This window comes from Zhongshania sp. R06B22 (assembly GCF_040892595.1).
Taxonomy (GTDB): domain Bacteria; phylum Pseudomonadota; class Gammaproteobacteria; order Pseudomonadales; family Spongiibacteraceae; genus Spongiibacter; species Spongiibacter arctica.
On the sequence record NZ_JBFRYB010000001.1, the window covers coordinates 1,484,549 to 1,504,372 of the forward strand.

16 protein-coding genes are annotated in these 19,824 nt (G+C 47.9%); 10 read left to right on the forward strand and 6 right to left on the reverse strand.

Translation table 11 applies throughout. From position 1 onward, the window contains the following. Positions 1–791 precede the first annotated feature (791 nt). The 4 genes from AB4875_RS06750 to AB4875_RS06765 all read left to right on the forward strand — a co-directional run bounded on the left by AB4875_RS06750 (position 792) and on the right by AB4875_RS06765 (position 6,492). The gene (locus tag AB4875_RS06750; RefSeq protein WP_368375289.1) at positions 792–2,096 is read left to right on the forward strand and encodes a porin; all 1,305 of its coding nucleotides are present in this window, start codon (positions 792–794) and stop codon (positions 2,094–2,096) included. 49 nt (positions 2,097–2,145) lie between these two features. Beyond that, the gene (locus AB4875_RS06755) at positions 2,146–3,771 is read left to right on the forward strand and encodes a BCCT family transporter (RefSeq protein WP_368375290.1); all 1,626 of its coding nucleotides are present in this window, start codon (positions 2,146–2,148) and stop codon (positions 3,769–3,771) included. A gap of 78 nt (positions 3,772–3,849) precedes the next feature. Next, on the forward strand, positions 3,850–5,730 hold the full coding sequence (locus AB4875_RS06760) for a DUF294 nucleotidyltransferase-like domain-containing protein (RefSeq protein ID WP_368375291.1): 1,881 nt from the start codon (positions 3,850–3,852) through the stop codon (positions 5,728–5,730). Positions 5,731–5,739: 9 nt separating this feature from the next. Next, complete coding sequence (locus tag AB4875_RS06765) at positions 5,740–6,492, forward strand: 3'-5' exonuclease (protein WP_368375292.1); 753 nt, start codon at positions 5,740–5,742, stop codon at positions 6,490–6,492. A 57-nt stretch (positions 6,493–6,549) separates the two neighbouring features. On the opposite strand, the gene AB4875_RS06770 is transcribed toward AB4875_RS06765, so the two are convergent. The 4 genes from AB4875_RS06770 to AB4875_RS06785 form a co-directional block, all read right to left on the reverse strand. Further along, on the reverse strand, positions 6,550–8,181 hold the full coding sequence (locus AB4875_RS06770; protein WP_368375293.1) for a long-chain fatty acid--CoA ligase: 1,632 nt from the start codon (positions 8,179–8,181) through the stop codon (positions 6,550–6,552). Positions 8,182–8,272: 91 nt separating this feature from the next. Continuing rightward, the gene (locus AB4875_RS06775; RefSeq protein WP_368375294.1) at positions 8,273–9,523 is read right to left on the reverse strand and encodes a cytochrome P450; all 1,251 of its coding nucleotides are present in this window, start codon (positions 9,521–9,523) and stop codon (positions 8,273–8,275) included. A 92-nt stretch (positions 9,524–9,615) separates the two neighbouring features. Continuing rightward, positions 9,616–10,566, reverse strand: a complete 951-nt coding sequence (locus AB4875_RS06780) for an alpha/beta hydrolase (RefSeq protein WP_368375295.1) — start codon at positions 10,564–10,566, stop codon at positions 9,616–9,618. Positions 10,567–10,590: 24 nt separating this feature from the next. Further along, positions 10,591–11,040, reverse strand: a complete 450-nt coding sequence (locus AB4875_RS06785) for a DUF3237 domain-containing protein (RefSeq protein ID WP_368375296.1) — start codon at positions 11,038–11,040, stop codon at positions 10,591–10,593. Between the two features lie 441 nt (positions 11,041–11,481). Between AB4875_RS06785 and AB4875_RS06790 the strand changes: the two genes are divergently transcribed. After that, complete coding sequence (locus AB4875_RS06790; protein WP_368375297.1) at positions 11,482–11,859, forward strand: carboxymuconolactone decarboxylase family protein; 378 nt, start codon at positions 11,482–11,484, stop codon at positions 11,857–11,859. A 71-nt stretch (positions 11,860–11,930) separates the two neighbouring features. On the opposite strand, the gene AB4875_RS06795 is transcribed toward AB4875_RS06790, so the two are convergent. Together AB4875_RS06795 and AB4875_RS06800 are read right to left on the reverse strand one after the other, a co-directional pair. Continuing rightward, positions 11,931–13,262, reverse strand: a complete 1,332-nt coding sequence (locus AB4875_RS06795; protein WP_368375298.1) for a spinster family MFS transporter — start codon at positions 13,260–13,262, stop codon at positions 11,931–11,933. Between the two features lie 341 nt (positions 13,263–13,603). Continuing rightward, positions 13,604–14,743 (reverse strand): zinc-binding dehydrogenase, encoded by a 1,140-nt coding sequence (locus AB4875_RS06800; protein WP_368375299.1) that lies wholly within the window; start codon positions 14,741–14,743, stop codon positions 13,604–13,606. A 343-nt stretch (positions 14,744–15,086) separates the two neighbouring features. Between AB4875_RS06800 and AB4875_RS06805 the strand changes: the two genes are divergently transcribed. The 5 genes from AB4875_RS06805 to AB4875_RS06825 all read left to right on the forward strand — a co-directional run bounded on the left by AB4875_RS06805 (position 15,087) and on the right by AB4875_RS06825 (position 19,805). Beyond that, the gene (locus AB4875_RS06805; protein WP_368375300.1) at positions 15,087–15,572 is read left to right on the forward strand and encodes a hypothetical protein; all 486 of its coding nucleotides are present in this window, start codon (positions 15,087–15,089) and stop codon (positions 15,570–15,572) included. Positions 15,573–15,641: 69 nt separating this feature from the next. After that, positions 15,642–16,478 (forward strand): helix-turn-helix domain-containing protein, encoded by an 837-nt coding sequence (locus AB4875_RS06810; protein ID WP_368375301.1) that lies wholly within the window; start codon positions 15,642–15,644, stop codon positions 16,476–16,478. A gap of 103 nt (positions 16,479–16,581) precedes the next feature. Continuing rightward, positions 16,582–18,387: an acyl-CoA dehydrogenase gene (locus AB4875_RS06815; protein ID WP_368375302.1), complete on the forward strand. Its 1,806-nt coding sequence runs from the start codon at positions 16,582–16,584 to the stop codon at positions 18,385–18,387. A 28-nt stretch (positions 18,388–18,415) separates the two neighbouring features. Then, a complete protein-coding gene (locus AB4875_RS06820) occupies positions 18,416–18,877 on the forward strand; it encodes a MaoC family dehydratase (RefSeq protein WP_368375303.1) in 462 nt (153 codons plus the stop codon). A gap of 16 nt (positions 18,878–18,893) precedes the next feature. Beyond that, complete coding sequence (locus AB4875_RS06825) at positions 18,894–19,805, forward strand: SDR family NAD(P)-dependent oxidoreductase (protein ID WP_368375304.1); 912 nt, start codon at positions 18,894–18,896, stop codon at positions 19,803–19,805. Positions 19,806–19,824: the final 19 nt, after the last annotated feature.

Below are 19,824 nucleotides of genomic sequence, written 5' to 3' on the forward strand. Positions count from 1 at the left end.
ATGGTGTTTTATCTGGCTACATGCTCGTCGGGGATGATAGTCACTAGGCCTCGGTTTGTTGGCGTCCTGGTTTCCAGAGTTCCATATTGGTTTAATATCTTGCATTTAAGTTAAATTTTTAAAATAATAATACGCAGTTAAGTGTAGGCGGAGAGTAAGTTGAAAATTAATAGTGTAGTTTATATAAAAATATCTTGAGATAAGTAAAGTATTTGCATCCGGATTTGTTGTGTGTTTTATTCGTAAAAGATGGTTTAAATCAATAAATTTTACTTATCAAGCTGCTGGATGACGACTTAATAGTGTGAATAATCCAGTTATTTCCAGTGCTATAAATATAATAACAAAGGGTCTGATGTCCCGGGTTTGGAGTAAACCGTTATCGGCGCGGTTTTTGTGTTAGACTGCTTGTCCATTCATATTAAATCCCTCATAGCCACCTAGTAGGTCAAGGTAAGGCACGATTTTAGAGAACCTTGCAAAGCTGTATCAGCAGAGCTCATGGTTAAGCTATTTTTGCTCATTGCTAGGTCAGCGGCACTAGTGCTTATACCTAGGGCTAGTATAATTCAGTTTTAGCTCTTTCTCGCCAAAAAAGTAAGTGTCTATCTTTTTTAATAGCGACTTAATCGCGTGTTTACAGGTATGCAGTAAGGTGTTTTTGAAAGTACTTTGCCGATAGTTGATTAGACTAAAAAGATGGATTTATTTCGCCAGTACATCGCCAACTGCTTCCAATAAGTTGCGCCTGACTCATTGAGTCAATCGAATTGTTATCACAGGAAATTACTATGACTAAGCATCTTTTGCTGTCAATTGCGCTCGCAAGTACATTTGCCAGTCCGATATATGCACAAACTATAGAAGTTTCAGCAGCGGAGCTTGCCAAGCTCAAGGCTCAAATCTCGGCATTGCAAGCCAAGCTGGTGGAGATTGAAGAGCAAGCAAATGAAACAACCTCAGAAGTAGCGGTAAATACTCAAACCCTAACTGCGCAGAAAGTCGCTGAGGCCGAGCCAGTCGATGTCGAGTCTGAAGACGGTATTACCATAGGCGGCGCAATTCGCAGTAATTACAATTACACCTCCTATAGCGAGGGTAATAAAGATCGTGGTGGGGACTTTGATTTTGATATCTTTCGCATAAATGTTCGAGGTGAAATAGGCGACGTCTCGCTCAATGGAGAGATTCGATTCTTCGATTATATGAGGGCGATTAAATACGCCTATGTTGGCTATCAATTCAGCCAGAATTGGGAAGTGCAGGCGGGTATTACTAAAGTGCCATTTGGTAATAGCCCATATAATTCGCAAAACTACTTTTTTAGTACTAATTACTATCTCGGTTTGGAAGATGACTTTGATTTGGGTGTCGTCTTTAAACGTAGTGTCGCTGATAGCTGGCAGTTGGATTTAGCGTTCTTTAAAAACGATGAGTTAGGCGGCGTAGATGGTTATGTGGATAATCGTTCTGACCGTTATTCCTACGATATTGTTGGTAGTCGGGCGCCAGGTGATGGAATTTATGATGAGCCAGCGCAGCCCTTAGGTGAATACAATACTTTTAGTGGTCGCCTTGCCTATCATTTTGAGCAGGGAGAACTGTCCACTGAAGTAGGGATATCAGCATTAAGTGCGGGCATTCACGACGGCGATAGGCGCGTTGGTGATTATCAAGCCTGGGCACTGCATAGCAATAGCCAATATCAAAATTGGCATTTGCAGTTGCAACATAGCGAGTATAGCTACGACATTGCTCAGGTCGATCGTATCGCCGTAGGCGCCTACTCTTTCTATGACTCTATTGCCGCTGAGGCCACCTCATCTACGGCGAACTTAGCTTACGACTTGGCTGTGAACTTTGGTCCGGTAACAGGGCTGCAATTTTATAATAACTACGGCATCGTTTACGACAAGTCAGACAGCAGTGCCGATACGGTCATGAACGTGACTGGGGTGTCGGTAGCAGCAGGCGGACTGTTTACCTATTTTGACTGGGTACATGCCAAAAACCAGCCGTTTGTAGGTGGCAGTGCAGCCGGTGATAGCAGCGAGTATGAGCAGCGCTTTAATATCAATATCGGTTATTACTTCTAGGCTAAAAAAGCGTCACACGTTTTAAAACAAACACAGTAAGGACAATCTGATGACAGATAATAAGGATCCTATGGTTCCTGATGGAAGGGTCAACGCGATTGATACCGACTATCAAGTAGGCCAAGACAATATTCTAGTTAATCTCGGCCCTTTTGGTTTAGATATACACAATAGAGTTTTTGCTATCTCAGCACTTATGGTAATTGCCTTTGTTGCTCTTACTCTATTTTTCCAGGAACAAGCCGAGCCCATGTTTAATGGGGTAAAAAACTGGTTAACCACTAATTTGGACTGGTTTTTTATTAGTGCGGCAAACGTATTTGTGCTGATCTGCTTAGGTCTTGTGGTTTCCCCTTTAGGGCGAGTGCGCTTAGGCGGTACTGAGGCGACTCCGGATTACAGTTATTTAGGCTGGTTTTCGATGTTGTTTGCCGCAGGTATGGGCATCGGATTAATGTTCTATGGCGTCTCGGAGCCACTGACACATTTTACGACCTCTTTTGCCGGTACGGCAGGCGAAAGCGGTATGCGCACTGATTGGGCTCCACTGAGTGGCGCCGCAGGGAATGCGGAGTCAGCAGAACGCTTGGCAATGGCCGCCACTATTTATCACTGGGCATTACATCCCTGGGCGATTTACGCAGTGATGGCATTGGGTTTGGCTTTGTTTTCTTTTAACAAAGGTTTACCCCTGACTATTCGCTCCGTATTTTATCCGATTTTGGGTGAGCGAGTATGGGGCTGGCCTGGTCATATCATCGATATTTTGGCGGTGTTGGCAACCTTGTTTGGTTTGGCTACCTCCTTGGGTTTGGGTGCATCTCAAGCTGCTGCCGGCTTGCACCATCTGTTTGGTATTGCTCTAGGGGAAACGACCCAGATCTTGTTAGTGATTGGGATCACCTCTTTAGCGCTGATCTCAGTGGTAAGGGGCTTGGATGCGGGGGTCAAAAAATTATCTGAAATCAATATGATTCTTGCACTGCTGCTACTGTTCTTTGTAGTGATCGTAGGCCCGACCCTCGCTATCGCGACAGGTTTCTTTGAAAACATCGTAGCCTATTTCCGTTATTTGCCAGAATTAGCGAACCCTGTGGGACGTGAAGATAGTAATTTTGCCTCCGGTTGGACTGCATTTTACTGGGCGTGGTGGATATCTTGGAGTCCTTTTGTGGGCATGTTCATTGCCCGGGTGTCTCGTGGTCGCACAGTACGTGAATTTATTATTTCAGTATTGTTGATACCCTCGGTCGCCTGTGTATTTTGGATGACCGTGTTTGGCGGTACAGCGATAAAACAAGTGGTGGTAGACGGTTTTCAGAAGGTAGTTGAGACTGATTTGCCTTTGCAGCTGTTTACAATGCTTGAAGCGCTGCCCTTGTCCAGTATCACCTCGTTCATTGCCATTGTGCTGGTGATCGTATTTTTTGTGACCTCATCTGATTCCGGATCGCTGGTCATTGATGTGATTTCCGCGGGCGGCAAGGTTGAATCGCCAACCCCACAACGAGTCTTCTGGTGCGTATTTGAAGGTCTGGTTGCGGTATCTCTGATTGTGGGTGGCGGCTTAGTTGCCTTACAAGCGATGGCGATATCTACTGGCTTGCCATTTACCTTGGTGCTGTTGGTAGCCGCGTTTTCCACGGTCAAAGGTTTGATGTCAGAGCCTAGATAGCCAGCGACTTGGCGTGCGCTCGCCTTGAAGCCATAATGCTTTGAGGCGAGCCAAACTAGTAAAGTAGGGAGCTGAATAATGCAGGCTGATCAATCCGAAGTGTTGGATTTTTTTCGGCGTCACCCACCATTTTCGACTTTACCTGACAAAGTGCTGGGCGAGGTTGCCAATAATATTGAAGTCGCTTATTACCGAGCGAAGTCGGATATATTGCCTTTAGGGCAAGATAATCATCAGTGGTACGTCATCCGCAGCGGCGCGGTAGAAGTATTTCGCCGAGACGGACAATTATATAATCGCCTGAAAGCGGGCGAATTTTTTGGCGAACAAAGTTTAATGCTTAATCGCCCAGTTCGTTTCCCCGTTACCGCTCTTGAAGATACCCTCGTGTACCTTATCGGCGAGGAAACCTTTAATTATTTATTCGATAATTTCGAGCATTTTGCAGATTTTGTCGAAGTGGAAGATCAAACCCGTTTACGCCAATCCATGCTCAAGCGGGAAGACGATAATAACTTGCTAACGGCTAAAGTGGCCACTTTAATCACCGCCATACCCGTCACCGTATACTCCACCACCACGGTGCATCAAGCCGCCATTCGCATGACCGAGGAAAACGTCTCCTCATTATTAATCATTCGTTCCGAACAAGATCAGACAGACCAAGAAGCTCCAGTTATCGGCATTATTACTGACTTGGATATTCGTGAGCGCATGGTTGCACAGGGATTAAGTAGTGATATTCCGGTGGCGGATGTTATGACGTCTGAACTGATTTATGTGCAGAGTAATCAGTTTGTGTTTGAAGCGATGATGCTGATGCTAAAACACAATGTGCAGCACCTACCTGTGCTGAAGAAACAAGTGCCTATCGGTCTTATTAGTCACCTCGATATTTTACGTTACGAATCGCAGAATAGCCTATTCGTGGTAAGGAGTATTTTTAGCGCCCAAAGCGTCGATGAGTTAGCGGCGCTTACTCAGGAAGTGCAAGGCTGTTTTACACGCATGGTGCACCAAGACGCCAACTCGCAAATGATTGGCAGTGCGATGGCTGTCGTGGGGCGTAGTTTTAAGCAGCGCTTGTGTGAGCTTGGCGAGGCACGATTGGGGCCGCCCCCAGTGCCATATTGTTTTTTAGCGTTAGGTTCAATGGCGCGAGGCGAACAACTGATAGTGACCGATCAGGATAATGCCATTATTTTAGATGACAGCTTTGAGCCCAAGTTGCACGACGACTATTTTAGGACCTTGGCCGCCTTTGTCAGTGACGGTCTAGCGCTTTGTGGTTATAGCTATTGCACGGGAAATATAATGGCGAGCAACATTCAGTGGCGACAACCATTGGCTGTTTGGCAGCAATATTTTAGTCAGTGGATAGAGCAACCTAGCGCCGAGTCATTATTGCACAGCTCAATATTCTTCGACCTAGAAGGCGTGTGGGGTCAGACCAAATGGGCGGAACAACTTAATCGGTTTATCCGCCAAAAGGCACAAAAAAATCCGCGATTCTTAGCATGTATGGCACGTAATGCCTTGCTCAGAACCCCGCCCCTGGGATTTTTTAAAGATTTTGTGATGGAAACAGACGGCCGCCACACTAACTCTATCAACATGAAGCGCCGGGGCACCGCCCCGATCGCCGACCTTGTGCGTCTACATGCATTGGCAGTGGGATCGTCTGCGCGAAATACCTTTGACCGCTTGGAAGATATTATTGAGGCGGGGATATTGCCGCCTGGCAGAGGGCTGGATTTACGCGATGCACTCGAATTTATTGCTATGGTCAGGATCCGTGATCAAGCCGTAGATGTTGAATTAAAGCGAGAGCCGGACAATAATATTGAGCCAGAGAATTTGTCAGATTTTGAGCGCAAAAATCTTAAAGAAGCATTTCAAATATTAAGTAGCGCTCAGCGCTTTATGAAATTCAGATATCAACTCGGCAGGGTAAACTGAGGAGCACATATGTTTTATCTTGCCAAAAAACAGTTTGCTGCTCAGGGCGACGCCATATTGCAAGGCAAACAGCTGGACTGGTCAAGTCGTTTTGCATTACTGGCTAAAACGAGTAAATATCCTGCCTTAAAAGCGTTTTATCAGCAGGGCGTAGTTCCACCCTCAACGCTAATTAGCGAGGTGCCTATGGTGGCCCTAGATTTTGAAACTACCGGTTTGGACCCAAATCAAGACAGCATTGTCAGTATTGGTTTAGTGCCCATGAGTATCAGTCGCATACGTTGCAATGCCGCTAGACACTGGATCATAAAGCCAGAAACACGCTTGCATTCAAGCTCTGTTGTCGTTCACGGTATTACCCATTCGGCTGTGGCTGATGCTCCTGATTTTTCTAGCTTAATCGATAAGTTGCTAGGGTGTTTACAGGGTAAGATTGTAGTCGCCCATCACAGCCCTATAGAGCAACGGTTTTTAAATGCGGCGCTTAAACGTCATATTCACGAGGGCATCGAATTCCCAGTTATCGATACCATGGCTCTCGAGGCGCGCTTCACTCGCTCTATTCGTAAAATTTTTTGGCGCAGTCTACTGGCCCGGCAATCGGAATCCATTCGCCTGACCGACAGTCGCACTCGCTATCACTTGCCTTACTATCGACAACATAATGCTTTGACCGATGCTTTAGCCTGCGCCGAGCTACTTCAAGCCCAGTGTGCAACGAATCTGACAGCAGATACGCCTATAGGGGCTATTTGGAGTTAATTGGGGAAGGTGAGCTTTACTTTATTTGGGATTTGATACTCGCAGTCACTTAGTACCTTATGATTTGGTAATGTAATTGGCGAACTGACTACGGAGATCTTTTTTACTAACTTTCCCTGTAGCGGTATGGGGAAGTTCATCAACAAATACCACATTTTCGGGTATCCACCATTTAGCGACTTTGCCGTCTAGATAGGATAGAAGCGTTTTTTCGTCGATTTTTTCTCCGGCTAATTTTACGGCAATGAGTAGCGGGCGTTCACTCCACTTTACGTCTGGTATACCGATTACCGCTGCTTCAAGAATTGCCGGGTGACCTACCGCTACATTTTCTAGCTCTATGGAACTTATCCATTCGCCGCCCGATTTAATTACATCTTTGCTGCGGTCGGTAATGCGCATATAGCCACGTTTATCCATACAGGCGACATCGCCGGTTTTCAGATAGCCATGTTCGTCATGGCTAGCCTTGCCTTCGTATTTGTAGTAAGCGCTGCAAATCCAGTTTCCTTTAATGCGCACTTCGCCAATGGACTCCCCATCCCAAGGCTGGATGCTGCCGTCGTCGGCGACAATGCGTAAATCAACGCCGAACACCGGGCGACCCTGTTTTAGGCGAATTTGGTCTAGCTCCTTTTTGGGGAGGTCATCCATTCCTGACTTAAGGGTGTTGAACACGCCTAAGGGGCTGGTTTCCGTCATGCCCCATGATTGATGTGTATATACGTCGTGTTTTTCCTGGAACTCTTCTATGATTGACAAGGGGCAGGCAGCGCCGCCCACCACGATCCGCTTTAGACTTGATATTTTTTTGCCACTTTCTCGCAGGTAGTTCAGTAGTGCCAGCCATATAGTGGGTACCCCGGCAGAAATCGTAACCTGTTCACTATTAATTAAGCGCTGTAAGGTTTCTCCATCGCCCATTTTGGCTCCGGGGAAAACAATCTTGGCGCCCACCATTGCGGCGCAATAGGGAATACTCCATGCGTTGACATGAAACATAGGAACGATCGGTAGTATTACGTCCTTAGAAGAAAGGTTCATTGTATCTGGTAGGGCAGCTGCATAGGAATGCAGTACGCAAGAGCGATGGCTATACAATACACCTTTGGGATTGCCCGTTGTACCTGAGGTATAACAAAGCCCACTGGCTGTATTCTCGTCAATATCTGGCCAATCGAAATGATCGGCGTGGTCGGCAATAAAGCTTTCGTAGTCTTCAATATTTGATAGGCTGGTTTGAGGCATATTGGCTGCGTTGGTCAAGACTACTATCTTTGTTAGCGTCGGCAGTGTGCTTTTTGACTGTTCAAGCAGCGGAAGGAAGGCGGGATCGGTAAACAGTAATTTATCTTCGGCGTGATTAATAATGTAGTCAATTTGCTCAGGAAATAATCGCGGATTGATGGTATGGCAAACCGCGCCAGAACAGGGTACGGCATAATATAGTTCAAAATGACGATAATCGTTCCACGCTAATGTGGCGATTCGATCACCGGTTTGTACTCCTGCCGCCGCTAGTGCATTGGCGAGTTGTCGGCTGCGCCGGAAGGCATCTGCGAGAGTGTAGCGATGCAGTGGATTCTCAGCGGTAAAGGATACGATTTCGACCTCGGGAAATACGCGGTCCGCAAACTCCATAATGGACGTAATTGTGAGTGCTTGCGTCATCATCTGACCGGCTAACATTCGGCGTTTCTCCTAGAATTATCGTTTTATTTGATGGTGGATGAGGATGTGCCGACAATTGCCGGCACATCCTTAGATAGCTCTTTTAGGTTTATGAGAAGGTAACGGGATAATTACCCATTACGCGAAAGAATGAGGGTGACCAGACGATCTCCCCAGCGTTGATCTTCAGGTGTTTTGTGCGCTCAGAAAACTCGGTTAAAGCATGCCGCGCTTCCATTCTGGCCAGTTGATTCCCTAAACAGAAGTGAGCGCCACCACCGAAGGAAACATTGGCATTGCGCTCACGCAAAATATTGAAAGTATCGGGATCTTCAAAGCGCAGGGGATCGTGGTTCCCCGCCGCAATATGCAGCCAGAGTACGGCATCTTTCGGGAGTAGCTTGCCACCGATTTCAAAGGGCTCGGTTAGCACTCTCCATATAAAGTGAATGGGTGCATCGTAACGCAAGCCCTCGTCGATTACCGCGTTGACGCGGCTAGTGTCCTGACGAAAGAGCGCTAATTGATCTGGATGTTCTATCAATGAGCGGCAGCCATTGCCGATGAGTCCGATTGTGGTTTCATAGCCGGCAACAATAATTCCGATAGCCTGAACAGCTAATTGCTCATCGGGGATATGGCCGTCTTGATCGGCAGAAATGATCAGTTGACTGACAAGATCGTTGCCGAGATTTTTTCGTCTTGTCGCGACAAGTTTTTCAAAGTAATCAGCAATATCATTGCCGGCCTGTCGCAATTGTTCTTGCACTTCTGGAGGTAGGAAGCGGGCGAAGAAACCATTCGTTCTGATGGCTGTGAGGCGATCGAACATCTCTCGATCTTCCTCGGGAATACCCATGATGGTACATACCATTCTAGATGGCACAACCATCGCGAGATCTTTGATAATATCCAGGCCACCATCGGCGAGCGCCTTATCCATAACCTCTTTTACAGTTTCTATTACCGCACCTTCCATTGCGCGCACGGTCTTCATATTCATGGAACGTACAATCATTTGTCGTAGGCGGGCATGTTCGTCACCATCTTTATTGAGAACAAATTCTAGAAAACTGCCACGCCGATCTAGGGGGTCGAATCCGGGAGATAAACCGCTGGAGAGGGTTTGGCTGGTTTTGGCATTTCTCAGGATGTTCTGGATATCGTCGAAGCGATTGATGCGCCAAGTGTTAACCGGAGTGAGGTTTATTGGATCTGCCTCGCGCAGCGCGTTTATTCCTGGGTACGGGTTTATGCGATAGTCAGGGTCAAAGGGATTGACGCCTTTCCAGTCGCCAGGGCCGCCATTAGCCGCGATGTTTTCGTTATACGCTGTGTAATCGAGTTTAACGGTTTCCATAATACTTCCTTCTCGCAAATTCATGTGTGGTAATCACGGCTCGGCGCAAATAGTGACAAGCCATGATTCATTATTTATTTTCTTAAATGCGCCTAAGATCTATACCGGCCAATGAAGGTAGAAAGCTCTGTGATGGCGCTATTTGCTTCAGGCAAATACGGTGCGAAAGCGTGCCAGACATGAACCATGCCCGGGTAGACACTCAGCTCGCCTTCGCCCCCGCTAGCCAAATGCTCCCGCATAAATGTCTTAGAATCGTCGAGCAGTACTTCAGAGCCACTGACCTGCATGAGCAGTGGGGGAAGATTTTCTATCTTTGCCTGCAAGGGAGATATCTCAGCACTATTGGGATCTAGGCCTCCGGAATATAAGGCTCCCGCAGCCAAAATAGCCGGTGCTGATAGCAGGGCATCTGAGGCTTGGTTGTCTACCATCGACTTCGACTGGGCAGTGAAATCTGTTAGTGCCGACAGAGTCGCGGCGGCGCTGGGCTGTTTTTGAAGAGCGTTGCGCCGATGCAGGAGCGTCGCTAAAACCAGACCGCCACCGGCAGAGTCGCCGACCATGAATAAATGATCGGCTTCACTGCGGCCATTTGGTGAATTCATCGCTAGCCAATTTGCGGTGTTTAGGCAATCGTCTAACGCCGCCGGGTAGGGGTGCTCCGGTGCAAGGCGATAATTGACACTCAAAACCACGCAAGCGGTTTGTGCGGCAATACGAGAAGCAAGCGCCCTATGTGTAGATGCCGAGCCGGCTAGGCCACCACCACCGTGCACATAAAGTAGTCGTCGGCCCGGATCTGAATCGACATGAGTAACCCATTCGCAAACAGTATCGCCAAGCTGAATTTCCACGGTACTGCTATCTGCGCTCATGGTTAGCATAGAGAGCATGGCCTGAGGTTTATCCTCTCGACCAGTAAATATGCGCTCGACGGTTTGTCGAAGACCGTCAACAAAGTCTTCAGCTTTTCCCTGAGCAAGCTTTGCGGCCTCATTACGCATATATTCTTCTACGATATTTGCTTCGAGTGATCTCACTAGAGCGGCTCCATTCTGCTTTTATTAAAGCACTTTAAAGATGTCATATATGACTTTTCCACCGCCAAATGTCCGAAGTTTTCCGATGAAAACATATTCGTTTAGCCAAGCGTATTTTTCAGAGTTTGTTTCTATATATGGGGCAGATCGGAAGTATATTTCGTCGCCGGTGATGGTTTCGCCAGCCCCGATGCGAGCTTGAAAACTTTCGTTCATATGCACTACGCCGCTATAGTTGACGTAAGCGTGGTTTCCGTCATCGAGTAAAATGGTGAAGCGTACGTCCAGTCTCCAATGACCATTGGGCATAACTTGAATCCAGTCGCCAGCTGGCTGCTGCATTTCACCGGTGATGCCTGGCCCTTCAAAGTTTCCACGCAATACGTTGAAAATTAAGCGATTATTTATCGCGACAGGTGCATTTATCTCGCCTACTAAGGTCATGGCGTATTCGGTTTTTACATTTTCAATCATGATCACCGGCTCTCGTTGTTATAGTTAAGCTAGCATGTTGGTGGATTGTAGGTGGATGCGCCCCCCCCCTATTAGTAGCCACCCGACCTATCATTTTTAGCGGCTATGCATATTGGCGTGGTAACTATGCATACTGTGGGGCGCAGGCTTTAAAATGGTGGGGGGCTTGATGTGCATAAGCGAGTATTCGCATATCAGATACGCCTAACACAGTGACATTTTTCGTTTGCTACTCGGACGCGCGTGCTGATGATCAATGCTGCGGGTATCTGCGGGGCGTTAACGAGGGCTTTGCTATATCCATGTTATAAAGCATAGCCAGCAAGGGTGATGCCCTGCTTATTAAGAAGGCAGTTAAATAGTTGTTAGTCAGCCATATACCGATAATATTATAATTGCTTACACACTCTGTTTTAGACAAATGGCTATTAGTGGATTTTTATGAGTATTGACGATCAAAAAGCCGGCGAAGTTATTCGTCGACAGGTCATGGGCAGCGCCCATGTGGATGCTTCGCTGGGCAATGCCAGCGCTTTTGATATGCCGTTGCAAGAGGCGGCAATGGAGCACGCTTGGGGCGGAGTATGGACCCGAGATGGCCTAGATCGTAAAACACGCAGCATTGTCACGGTGTCTATGTTAATTGCGTTGCAGGCGCACGGAGAGCTGAAAGGTCATATTCGCGGCGCGCTTAATAATGGCGTCAGCCCTGAAGAGATTCGCGAAATTATCATGCATGCAGCTGCGTATTGCGGCTACCCGGCCGCGCTTTCAGCTATGCGTGTGGCGAGAGAAGTCGTCGATACATACTACGACTAGGGACATTCCCTTTGATCGTTTATTAGGCGAGGTCAATGGCGCCCTTCAATAGGCGCCCATAACTTGACGCCTCAGTCCGGCGCTAGGGCTAAATCTGCCCTCAACTGTCGTGATGCCGCGTAGAACGATATTGCCGCTAAGGCCATTATCGGTGGCACGATATAGAGCAGGGCGGTACCCAAGGCAGAGCTACCCAAACTAGGTGTGAGTATGTCGCTGAGAATGCCGACACTCCACGGCCCCAATCCTAAGCCAATTATATTGATGATAAAAAATAGCGCAGCTGACGCTGTGGCGCGCATGCCCAGACCCACCAATCCGTGAGTCATGGCAATAACATTGCCAAGAAAGCTATTTATAACAATGCCCGGAATGATAAGACACATTAGGGCCACGTACTTGCTCTCAACCGTGAATGCTGCAATGTTGAAGGGAATGCCGATAAGCAGTGCGAGCATGGGCGTCCACATATACCAGCGCTTGTCGGTTTTACCCAGCTTGTCAGAAAGGTATCCGCAGGAAATCATACCTATAGCGCCGCCCAAGCCCAATATCGCTGCCAGCCATGTACCTAGCTCGCCGGTCGTCATGCTATGGCTGCGAATCATAAAGGAGGCTATCCAGTTCGCCGTTGCGTATCCCGCAAAGGCGTTTAGCGCTGCGCCGATGGACAGGTAGCGGAATGAGTGCCGGTTCCACAGCACGGAAAATACTTCTCGCAGTGATGCTTGGGTCGAGCTTGCCTTCCTTGATTCGGATTGGCCACGCTCAGGCTCATCCATTGTAAATCTAACGATAATCGCCAGTAATATACCCGGCAGTCCAACCACGACAAACGCAACTCGCCAACCGAAAAATTCGTTTAGCCAGCCACCTAGTAAAAAGCCGAAAAGAATGCCAATACTGACCCCAGAAGAATAAAGGCCCATTGCCGTTGCGCGCTTCTCAACAGGAAAAATATCGGAAATGATTGAGTGGGAGGGCGGGCTGCCACCGGCTTCGCCGACACCAACACCAATTCGAGCAAATAAGAGCTGCACGAAGTTTTGCGCTAGGCCACTAATGCTGGTCATAAAGCTCCAGATAAAGACAGCTAGGGCAACAATATTGCGGCGGTTGGCGCGGTCTGCCCAGCGGGCAATGGGAATGCCCGCGGTCACATAAAATGCGGCAAAGGCAAATCCGGTGAGCAGGCCCAGATGTGAGTCGCTTAAACCTAAGTCGGCCTTAATAGGTTCTTGAAGAATAGCGAGTAATTGCCGATCTATAAAATTAAAACTATAAACAATGGTTAGAACACCGAGCGAGTAATAAGCCGCGCTTGTTGTCTTGGATTGTGGCGGCGTGACGTTGTCACTAGGTTTGGGACTGCTTTTAGCCGTGTCTTTATAATCAGCACTCATAAAGTTGATTCCCGCTATTTATTGTTATGGAAATATCTCGAACTTCATACTAATTGCGGTTTTAAAGACAAATTTCCGCCAGCGTGATATTTGAGTCCAAGCTTGTTTTTATAATCAATTCACCTGCCTATCTGGAACAGATGGATAGAGTGGTGGTTTTGAGTATAGCTGCGGTGCCGCTTATAGTAGCTATATTCGGTAGATAAATACCCCGTCCTTTTAATGGGCTTTGCTCACGCCAGTGTTGGGGGCGGCTTAGTTCTTTAAACATTCAAGAGCAAGCAGGGATCGCTAGATTTATCCTTATAATTTAACTAGCGACCTCATATTGTGTGCCCCCGCTATTTTGATGGATTAATCAGGAATTTTCTTCCGGTAGCTTGCTGGCTATACGCGGCAACAATATCTTTATCAAGCGCCTCTATCAGAGAAATTTCATCGCTGTAATGGCTAGCAAAGGTGCTGCGCAGCTCATTGGCGACACGCTTGCGCAATTCCATTGTTTTCGCCATGCCGACCTTTTGTGTGAAAGGCGTGAGAAGCCAAGCACTGATACCCCAGCTAAAGCCAAAGTTACGGTTAAGAATGGTGGGTGACATATCCAAACCACCGTAAATATATAGCTGTTTAAATGTGGTGGAGCCATAAGGTCCGGGATGTTTCTCACCTTTCAGCGCCGCTTTTTCCATGCAGCTTAGAATTTGGCTCCCTAGGGTGCCGCCGCCGGTGGCGTCGAAGGCGATGTAAGCGCCGGTTTCTTCAATAGCGGTGGTCAGGTCGGCCGTAAAAGTATCGTCACTGGAATTGCATATATACTTCGCGCCCTGAGCTTTTAGTAAGTCGGCCTGCTCCTTTTTGCGCACAATATTGATTAAGTCGACGCCGTCTTTGAGGCAAATTCGGTTGAGCATTTGGCCTAAATTCGACGCCGCAGCAGTATGGATAATCGCTTTGTGGCCTTCCATTCGCATGGTCTCTACAAACCCCAGTGCGGTAAGTGGGTTTACAAAGCAAGACGCGGCCTCCCTTGCAGTAGTGCCCTCGTTCAGTGGCATGCACTGCATAATATTGACCTTGCGATACTGGCAATATAGCGCGCCGTCTAAGACTGCCACGGTTTTGCCCAGTAGGGCTTGCGCGGCGTCGCTGCTACCGGCTTTTACAACTGTGCCCGCGCCCTCGTTACCGATAGACAGTGGTTTGCCGACCCTGGCTTGTACGCGGTTCTCAATGCCTTTGCGTAATTTAGCGGTATAGCTGGTGTCAGCGCCGGTTCCAGTGGTTTCGCCGGTGCTTACATCCGCAGGTATGATGAGCGTCATCTGGTCTGATGGGTTAATAGGGGTCGCTTCAATTCTTACTATCACTTCGTCTGCGCCGGGTTCTGGCACCGCTGCTGATTGTAAAAATAACTTTAGGTGGCCATCCTCAGTAACTAATGACCGCAGTTGCAGGCCGGATGTAATAGTGTCGTTGCTCATAGCGTCGGTCTCCTGAAAAAGTCTATTTAGACTTATGATTATTTTTTTACTTAATAGCAGCCTACCATCAACCGTCGCCAAGGTATTCATTATCTAGGGAAGTCGAGGGTCACAGGTTGAGCGCCGACTTTTTAGCTGGCGGATGCCTTGCTGGTGATATGGATGCTGTTAGGATTGATTTCTGCTATGGCTGTATTAAAGCTCGAAGCAGTCTAACTATGATTACTTGGCCATTTTATGTTTAATGCCAAAAGGGTAGTAGCGTCAGTTTATGTTTCAATGATGCGTGAGCACGCGCTTTTGCAACGGCGCTTATCGGGCTATTAATGAAGTCGGTGGAAAAATGACAAGACAAAAGTTGTTCGCAGTATTTTTTGCCTGTTTGCTATTGGCAGCTTGTGCGCAAACGCCTAATACTCCAATCACTTACAGCGGCCCTGTAGCGCATCTTAATGATGGCATTAAAAAAGTGTCGTTGATCAAGTGGCATTTTTATGAATTATCGATGATAGGTGATAAACCCATATACGCCAGCTCTTCTTGCACCTACAACGACGGCGCCAATAGCCAACTGGGAGCAGATGTGTGTAAGGGGCGTCACCCGGTTCCTGCGGGCAAGCAGTTATTGCATATTCGCGCGGTAAATTATTTAACGGTGCCGTTTTTTTCACTACTGAACAACATCTATAAAGCGGAAGGCGATGTGCTTGTCACCCTAGAAGCCGGTAAGGAGTATTTTGTCAAAGGTCAGCTCATAAAAGGCTATGCCGCCGTTTGGGTAGAGGATGCGATGGGGGAGCGGGTATCACGGAAAATCGAAACCCGATAGGACTTTACGTGCAGCTCCCTAACTGCTTTGATGGCGCCAGCTTGTCCTTATTTCGTGATAACAGTGTGAATGGAAAATAATAGTTCAAAACCGGTTTTCGGGCGTTTTCTTAAGTTTTGGCGCGGCGTCCATCAGCTTAGTCAGGAAGATCTGGCGGATCGCTTAAATAGCTCTCCGCGCCATATTAGTCGCCTTGAAAATGGTAATAGTCGGCCCAGTGAAGCCATAGTGCTAGATATTGCCAGAGTCATGGGGCTGGGCCGGCGTGACTTAACCCATTTATTGATCGCCGCCGGCTACGCTCCCAGAGAAGAGCGGGTCGACTTCAATGCGCCTGAGTTAAAATGGCTTCGCAAGGCCTTGATGATGAACCTGCGGGCGCTAGACCCGTTTCCCGCCTCGGTAGTGGACAGCTCGGCCAATATCCTAATGGTCAACCGCGGCTGGGTAAGCTTTTACTCGCGAATTGTGAGCGAAGAGGCACTGGCATCGGTCACCAATTTTTACGACTTTATATTTAGTAACTCCGGTGCCGGTAATATCCTCAGCGATTGGCCGGACACCCTGTCGGCTATTTTGATGTCTATTCAGCAAACGGCCCTGTTCTCTGGTACCGACGTCGCGAACGACACCATTGCGCGCCTGCAAGCCTATCCCAGTGTGCCCTCAGATTGGCCGCAGCGGGCCGCGCGCACCGAGCCTATGGCGAGTTTTCGGGTGCAATTAGACATTGATGGCGAGTTAAAGCGGTTTTTTAGTGTGGGCACCATGGTGGGGGCCTTGGGTCCTAGCGCCTTCGCGTCTGAGCCCCAACTAAGCATTATTACCATGTATCCTGAGGACGAGGCAGACACCTTTGGTGATGCCTTAGATCAGACTTTAGCGCACCCGCTATTGTTTTATTAGCCGCCAAGCTGCCCCGTCTATTTTATCTAGACATTGGGTGTCGTGGTGGCTTAATCGTCAATTGGTCAGAATGTGTGTCTACATAACAATGAGGTCAGATAATATGACAGCGGCAATACTCTCTGAACGCGATATCCAGTTTATGCTCTACGAACTATTTGATGCTGAAAAGCTCATTAATAGAGCCCGTTACGCTGATCATTCGATAGAGACGTTTAATGCGGCAATTAATACTGCCCAGCAAATAGCCACAAAATACTTTTTGCCTATTCGTCAAAAGATAGATAGTAACCAGCCGACCTTTGACGGCGAAAAGGTCATTATGATCCCCGAGATCAAACAGGCTTTAGATGCTGCTCAGGCGGCCGGCTTAGGTGCAACCACGGCTGATTTTGAATTGGGTGGAATGCAGTTACCACCCATAGTGGCCGCAATGGTAAGTGCCTACTTAACTGCCACCGGCAGTACCACTATCGGTTATATGGCGCTCACCTCAGCCAATGCCAGCTTAATTGAAGCCTATGGTAGCCCAGAGCAAATTAAAACCTGGGTTGAGCCCATGCACGCGGGACGATTTGCCGGCACCATGGCCATGACTGAGCCCAGTGCTGGCTCGGGCTTGGGTGATCTCACCACCAGCGCCGTTAAGGCTGAGGATGGCAGCTACCGCATCACCGGCAATAAAATCTATATCTCAGGGGGGGATCACGACCTCAACGAAAATATTGTGCATTTGGTACTGGCCCGCATTAAAGATGCGCCAAAAGGCACCAAGGGTATTTCACTGTTTATCGTTCCCAAATTTCTTGTCAATGAAGATGGCTCACTGGGTGAGCGCAATGATGTTGTCTTAGCGGGTCTATTCCACAAGATGGGTGGCCGCGGTCAAACATCCTGCGCCTTGAACTTTGGTGAAAATGGCGGGGCGGTGGGGTATCTAGTCGGCGAGGAAAATCGTGGCCTGATGTGCATGTTCCACATGATGAATGAAGCCCGAATCATGGTAGGCACTGGCGCGGCGACCTTAGCCCTCACCGGTTATCAGTATTCTTTATACTATGCCAAAGAGCGTCCCCAGGGTCGTCTGCCATCGAGCAAAGACCCCTTGTCAGCGCCGGTTAATATTATTGAGCACGCCGATGTGCGGCGGATGTTACTTGCCCAAAAAGCCTACTCAGAAGGCGCCATGGCGCTGTGTCTGTTTGGCGCCCAATTGGCGGATGACAGCCATACCGCCGACACCGAAGAAGCTCGGAAGTACGCGCAGACGCTACTGGATTTCATTACCCCAATCGTTAAAACCTGGCCCTCTGAATACGGTCCCAAAGCCAATGATCTTGCCATACAGGTCTTGGGCGGAGCGGGTTATACCAATGATCATCCGGTAGAGATGTTCTATCGCGACAATCGCTTAAACCCAATTCATGAAGGCACCACTGGTATTCAGTCGCTAGACTTACTTGCGCGCAAGGTGCCAATGAACAATATGGCGGGCTATTCACTGATGCTGGGTGAATTTCAGGCAACCATAGAGCAGGCCTCAAAACGCACTGATCTGGGCGCCTTAGCTGAGCAAATGGCAGAATCTGTTGCTGTGCTTAAAAGCACCACCGAGCTCCTGCTAACATCGATGTTAGATAAAAATATTGATATGGTCTTATCTAATTCGGTGAAATACCTAGAGCTATTTGGCAACGTGGTTATTGGCTGGCTGTGGCTCAAGCAGGCGATAGTTGCAGTTGATGCATTGGCTAAATCGCCACATGAGAGCGACCGTAATTTCTATCAGGGTAAGCTTCAGGCCACACGTTATTTCTTTAGCTTTGAGCTTCCTCAAATCCATGTTTGGTCTAAAATTCTGACTGATCTTGATAGTAGCTGCTACGACATGCAGGCCGACTGGTTCTAAGCATAATTAAAAAAAGGAGGGTTGCCCCATGGTGACATTTGTTGATAAAGAACAGGTATTCGACAAGATTGGATATGAGTCGGAGCCAACGGCTTGGTTTACGGTTACCCAAGAAACCATTAATAAATTTGCCGACTGCACCTTGGATCACCAGTTTATTCACGTCGATCCAGAAAAAGCCAAAGCCACGCCTTTTGGCAGTACAATTGCCCACGGCTTTTTGAGTCTTTCTATGCTCTCGCATTTTGCCGAGGAATATAGTCTCATAATCAACGGTTTTTATATGGGCGTGAACTACGGCTTTGATAAAGTCAGATTCCTTGCTCCGGTAAAAGTGGATAAGCGTATTCGCGCGGTTCCAAAAATTTTAGACATAAGCTCAAATAAGCCCGGTCAGTATTTGTTTAAGACCCAGGTGACAATAGAAATCGAAGGTGAAGACAAGCCCGCCTGTGTGGCGGAATGGCTCAGTATGCAAATGGTTGCTTAAAGGAGAATATAAAAAAATGACAATTAGATTTGATGGACAAGTAGCAATAGTCACAGGCGCAGGTAATGGTCTGGGTCGCAGTCATGCACTGGCGTTGGCCGAACGTGGTGCGAGGGTTGTTATTAACGATCTAGGCGCATCCAGAGACGGCAGCGGCGCTTCCTCAGAAGCGGCGATGGAAGTGGTGGCCTTAATAGAAAAAAATGGCGGTGAGGCAATGGCTCACGGCGCCAATGTAGCCAACTTTGCTGAAGTTGAAGATATGGTTGCACAGGCAATGGCCAAATGGGGCCGCGTTGATATCCTCATCAACAATGCCGGCATATTGCGCGATAAGACCTTCGCCAAAATGACCTTAGACGATTTTAAACTGGTCCTAGATGTTCATCTAATGGGATCAGTAAATTGCTGTAAAGCGGTTTGGGAAATAATGCGCCAGCAAAATTACGGTCGCATTGTTATGACCACATCCTCAAGCGGTATGTACGGCAACTTTGGCCAGAGTAACTATGGCGCTGCCAAAATGGCGGTGTTGGGCCTAATGAATACGCTGGTGTTGGAAGGTGCAAAAAACAATATTCGTGTTAATGCCCTGTCGCCAACCGCCGGTACGCGCATGACAGAAGACTTAATGCCTAAAGAAATGCTCGACCTGTTGACGCCTGAAGCCGTTACTGCCGGCGCCTTGTTGCTGTGTCACAAAGACTCGCCAACACGTCAGATTCTGTGTGCGGGTGCCGGCGGCTATGCGAGTACACGCTTGTTTGAAACCGATGGTATTTTCCTTGCGGCCGACCAGCAAACCCCAGAGGAAATTGCTGCCCAGTGGGATGCGGTGAACGACACCAGTAAGCAGCAGAATCTCGAATCCGGCAGCAAACAAACTGAGAAGTTTTTGACTAAAGCAATGTCTCAACTGAAATCTTAGTGCCACCTTATTTTGTAAA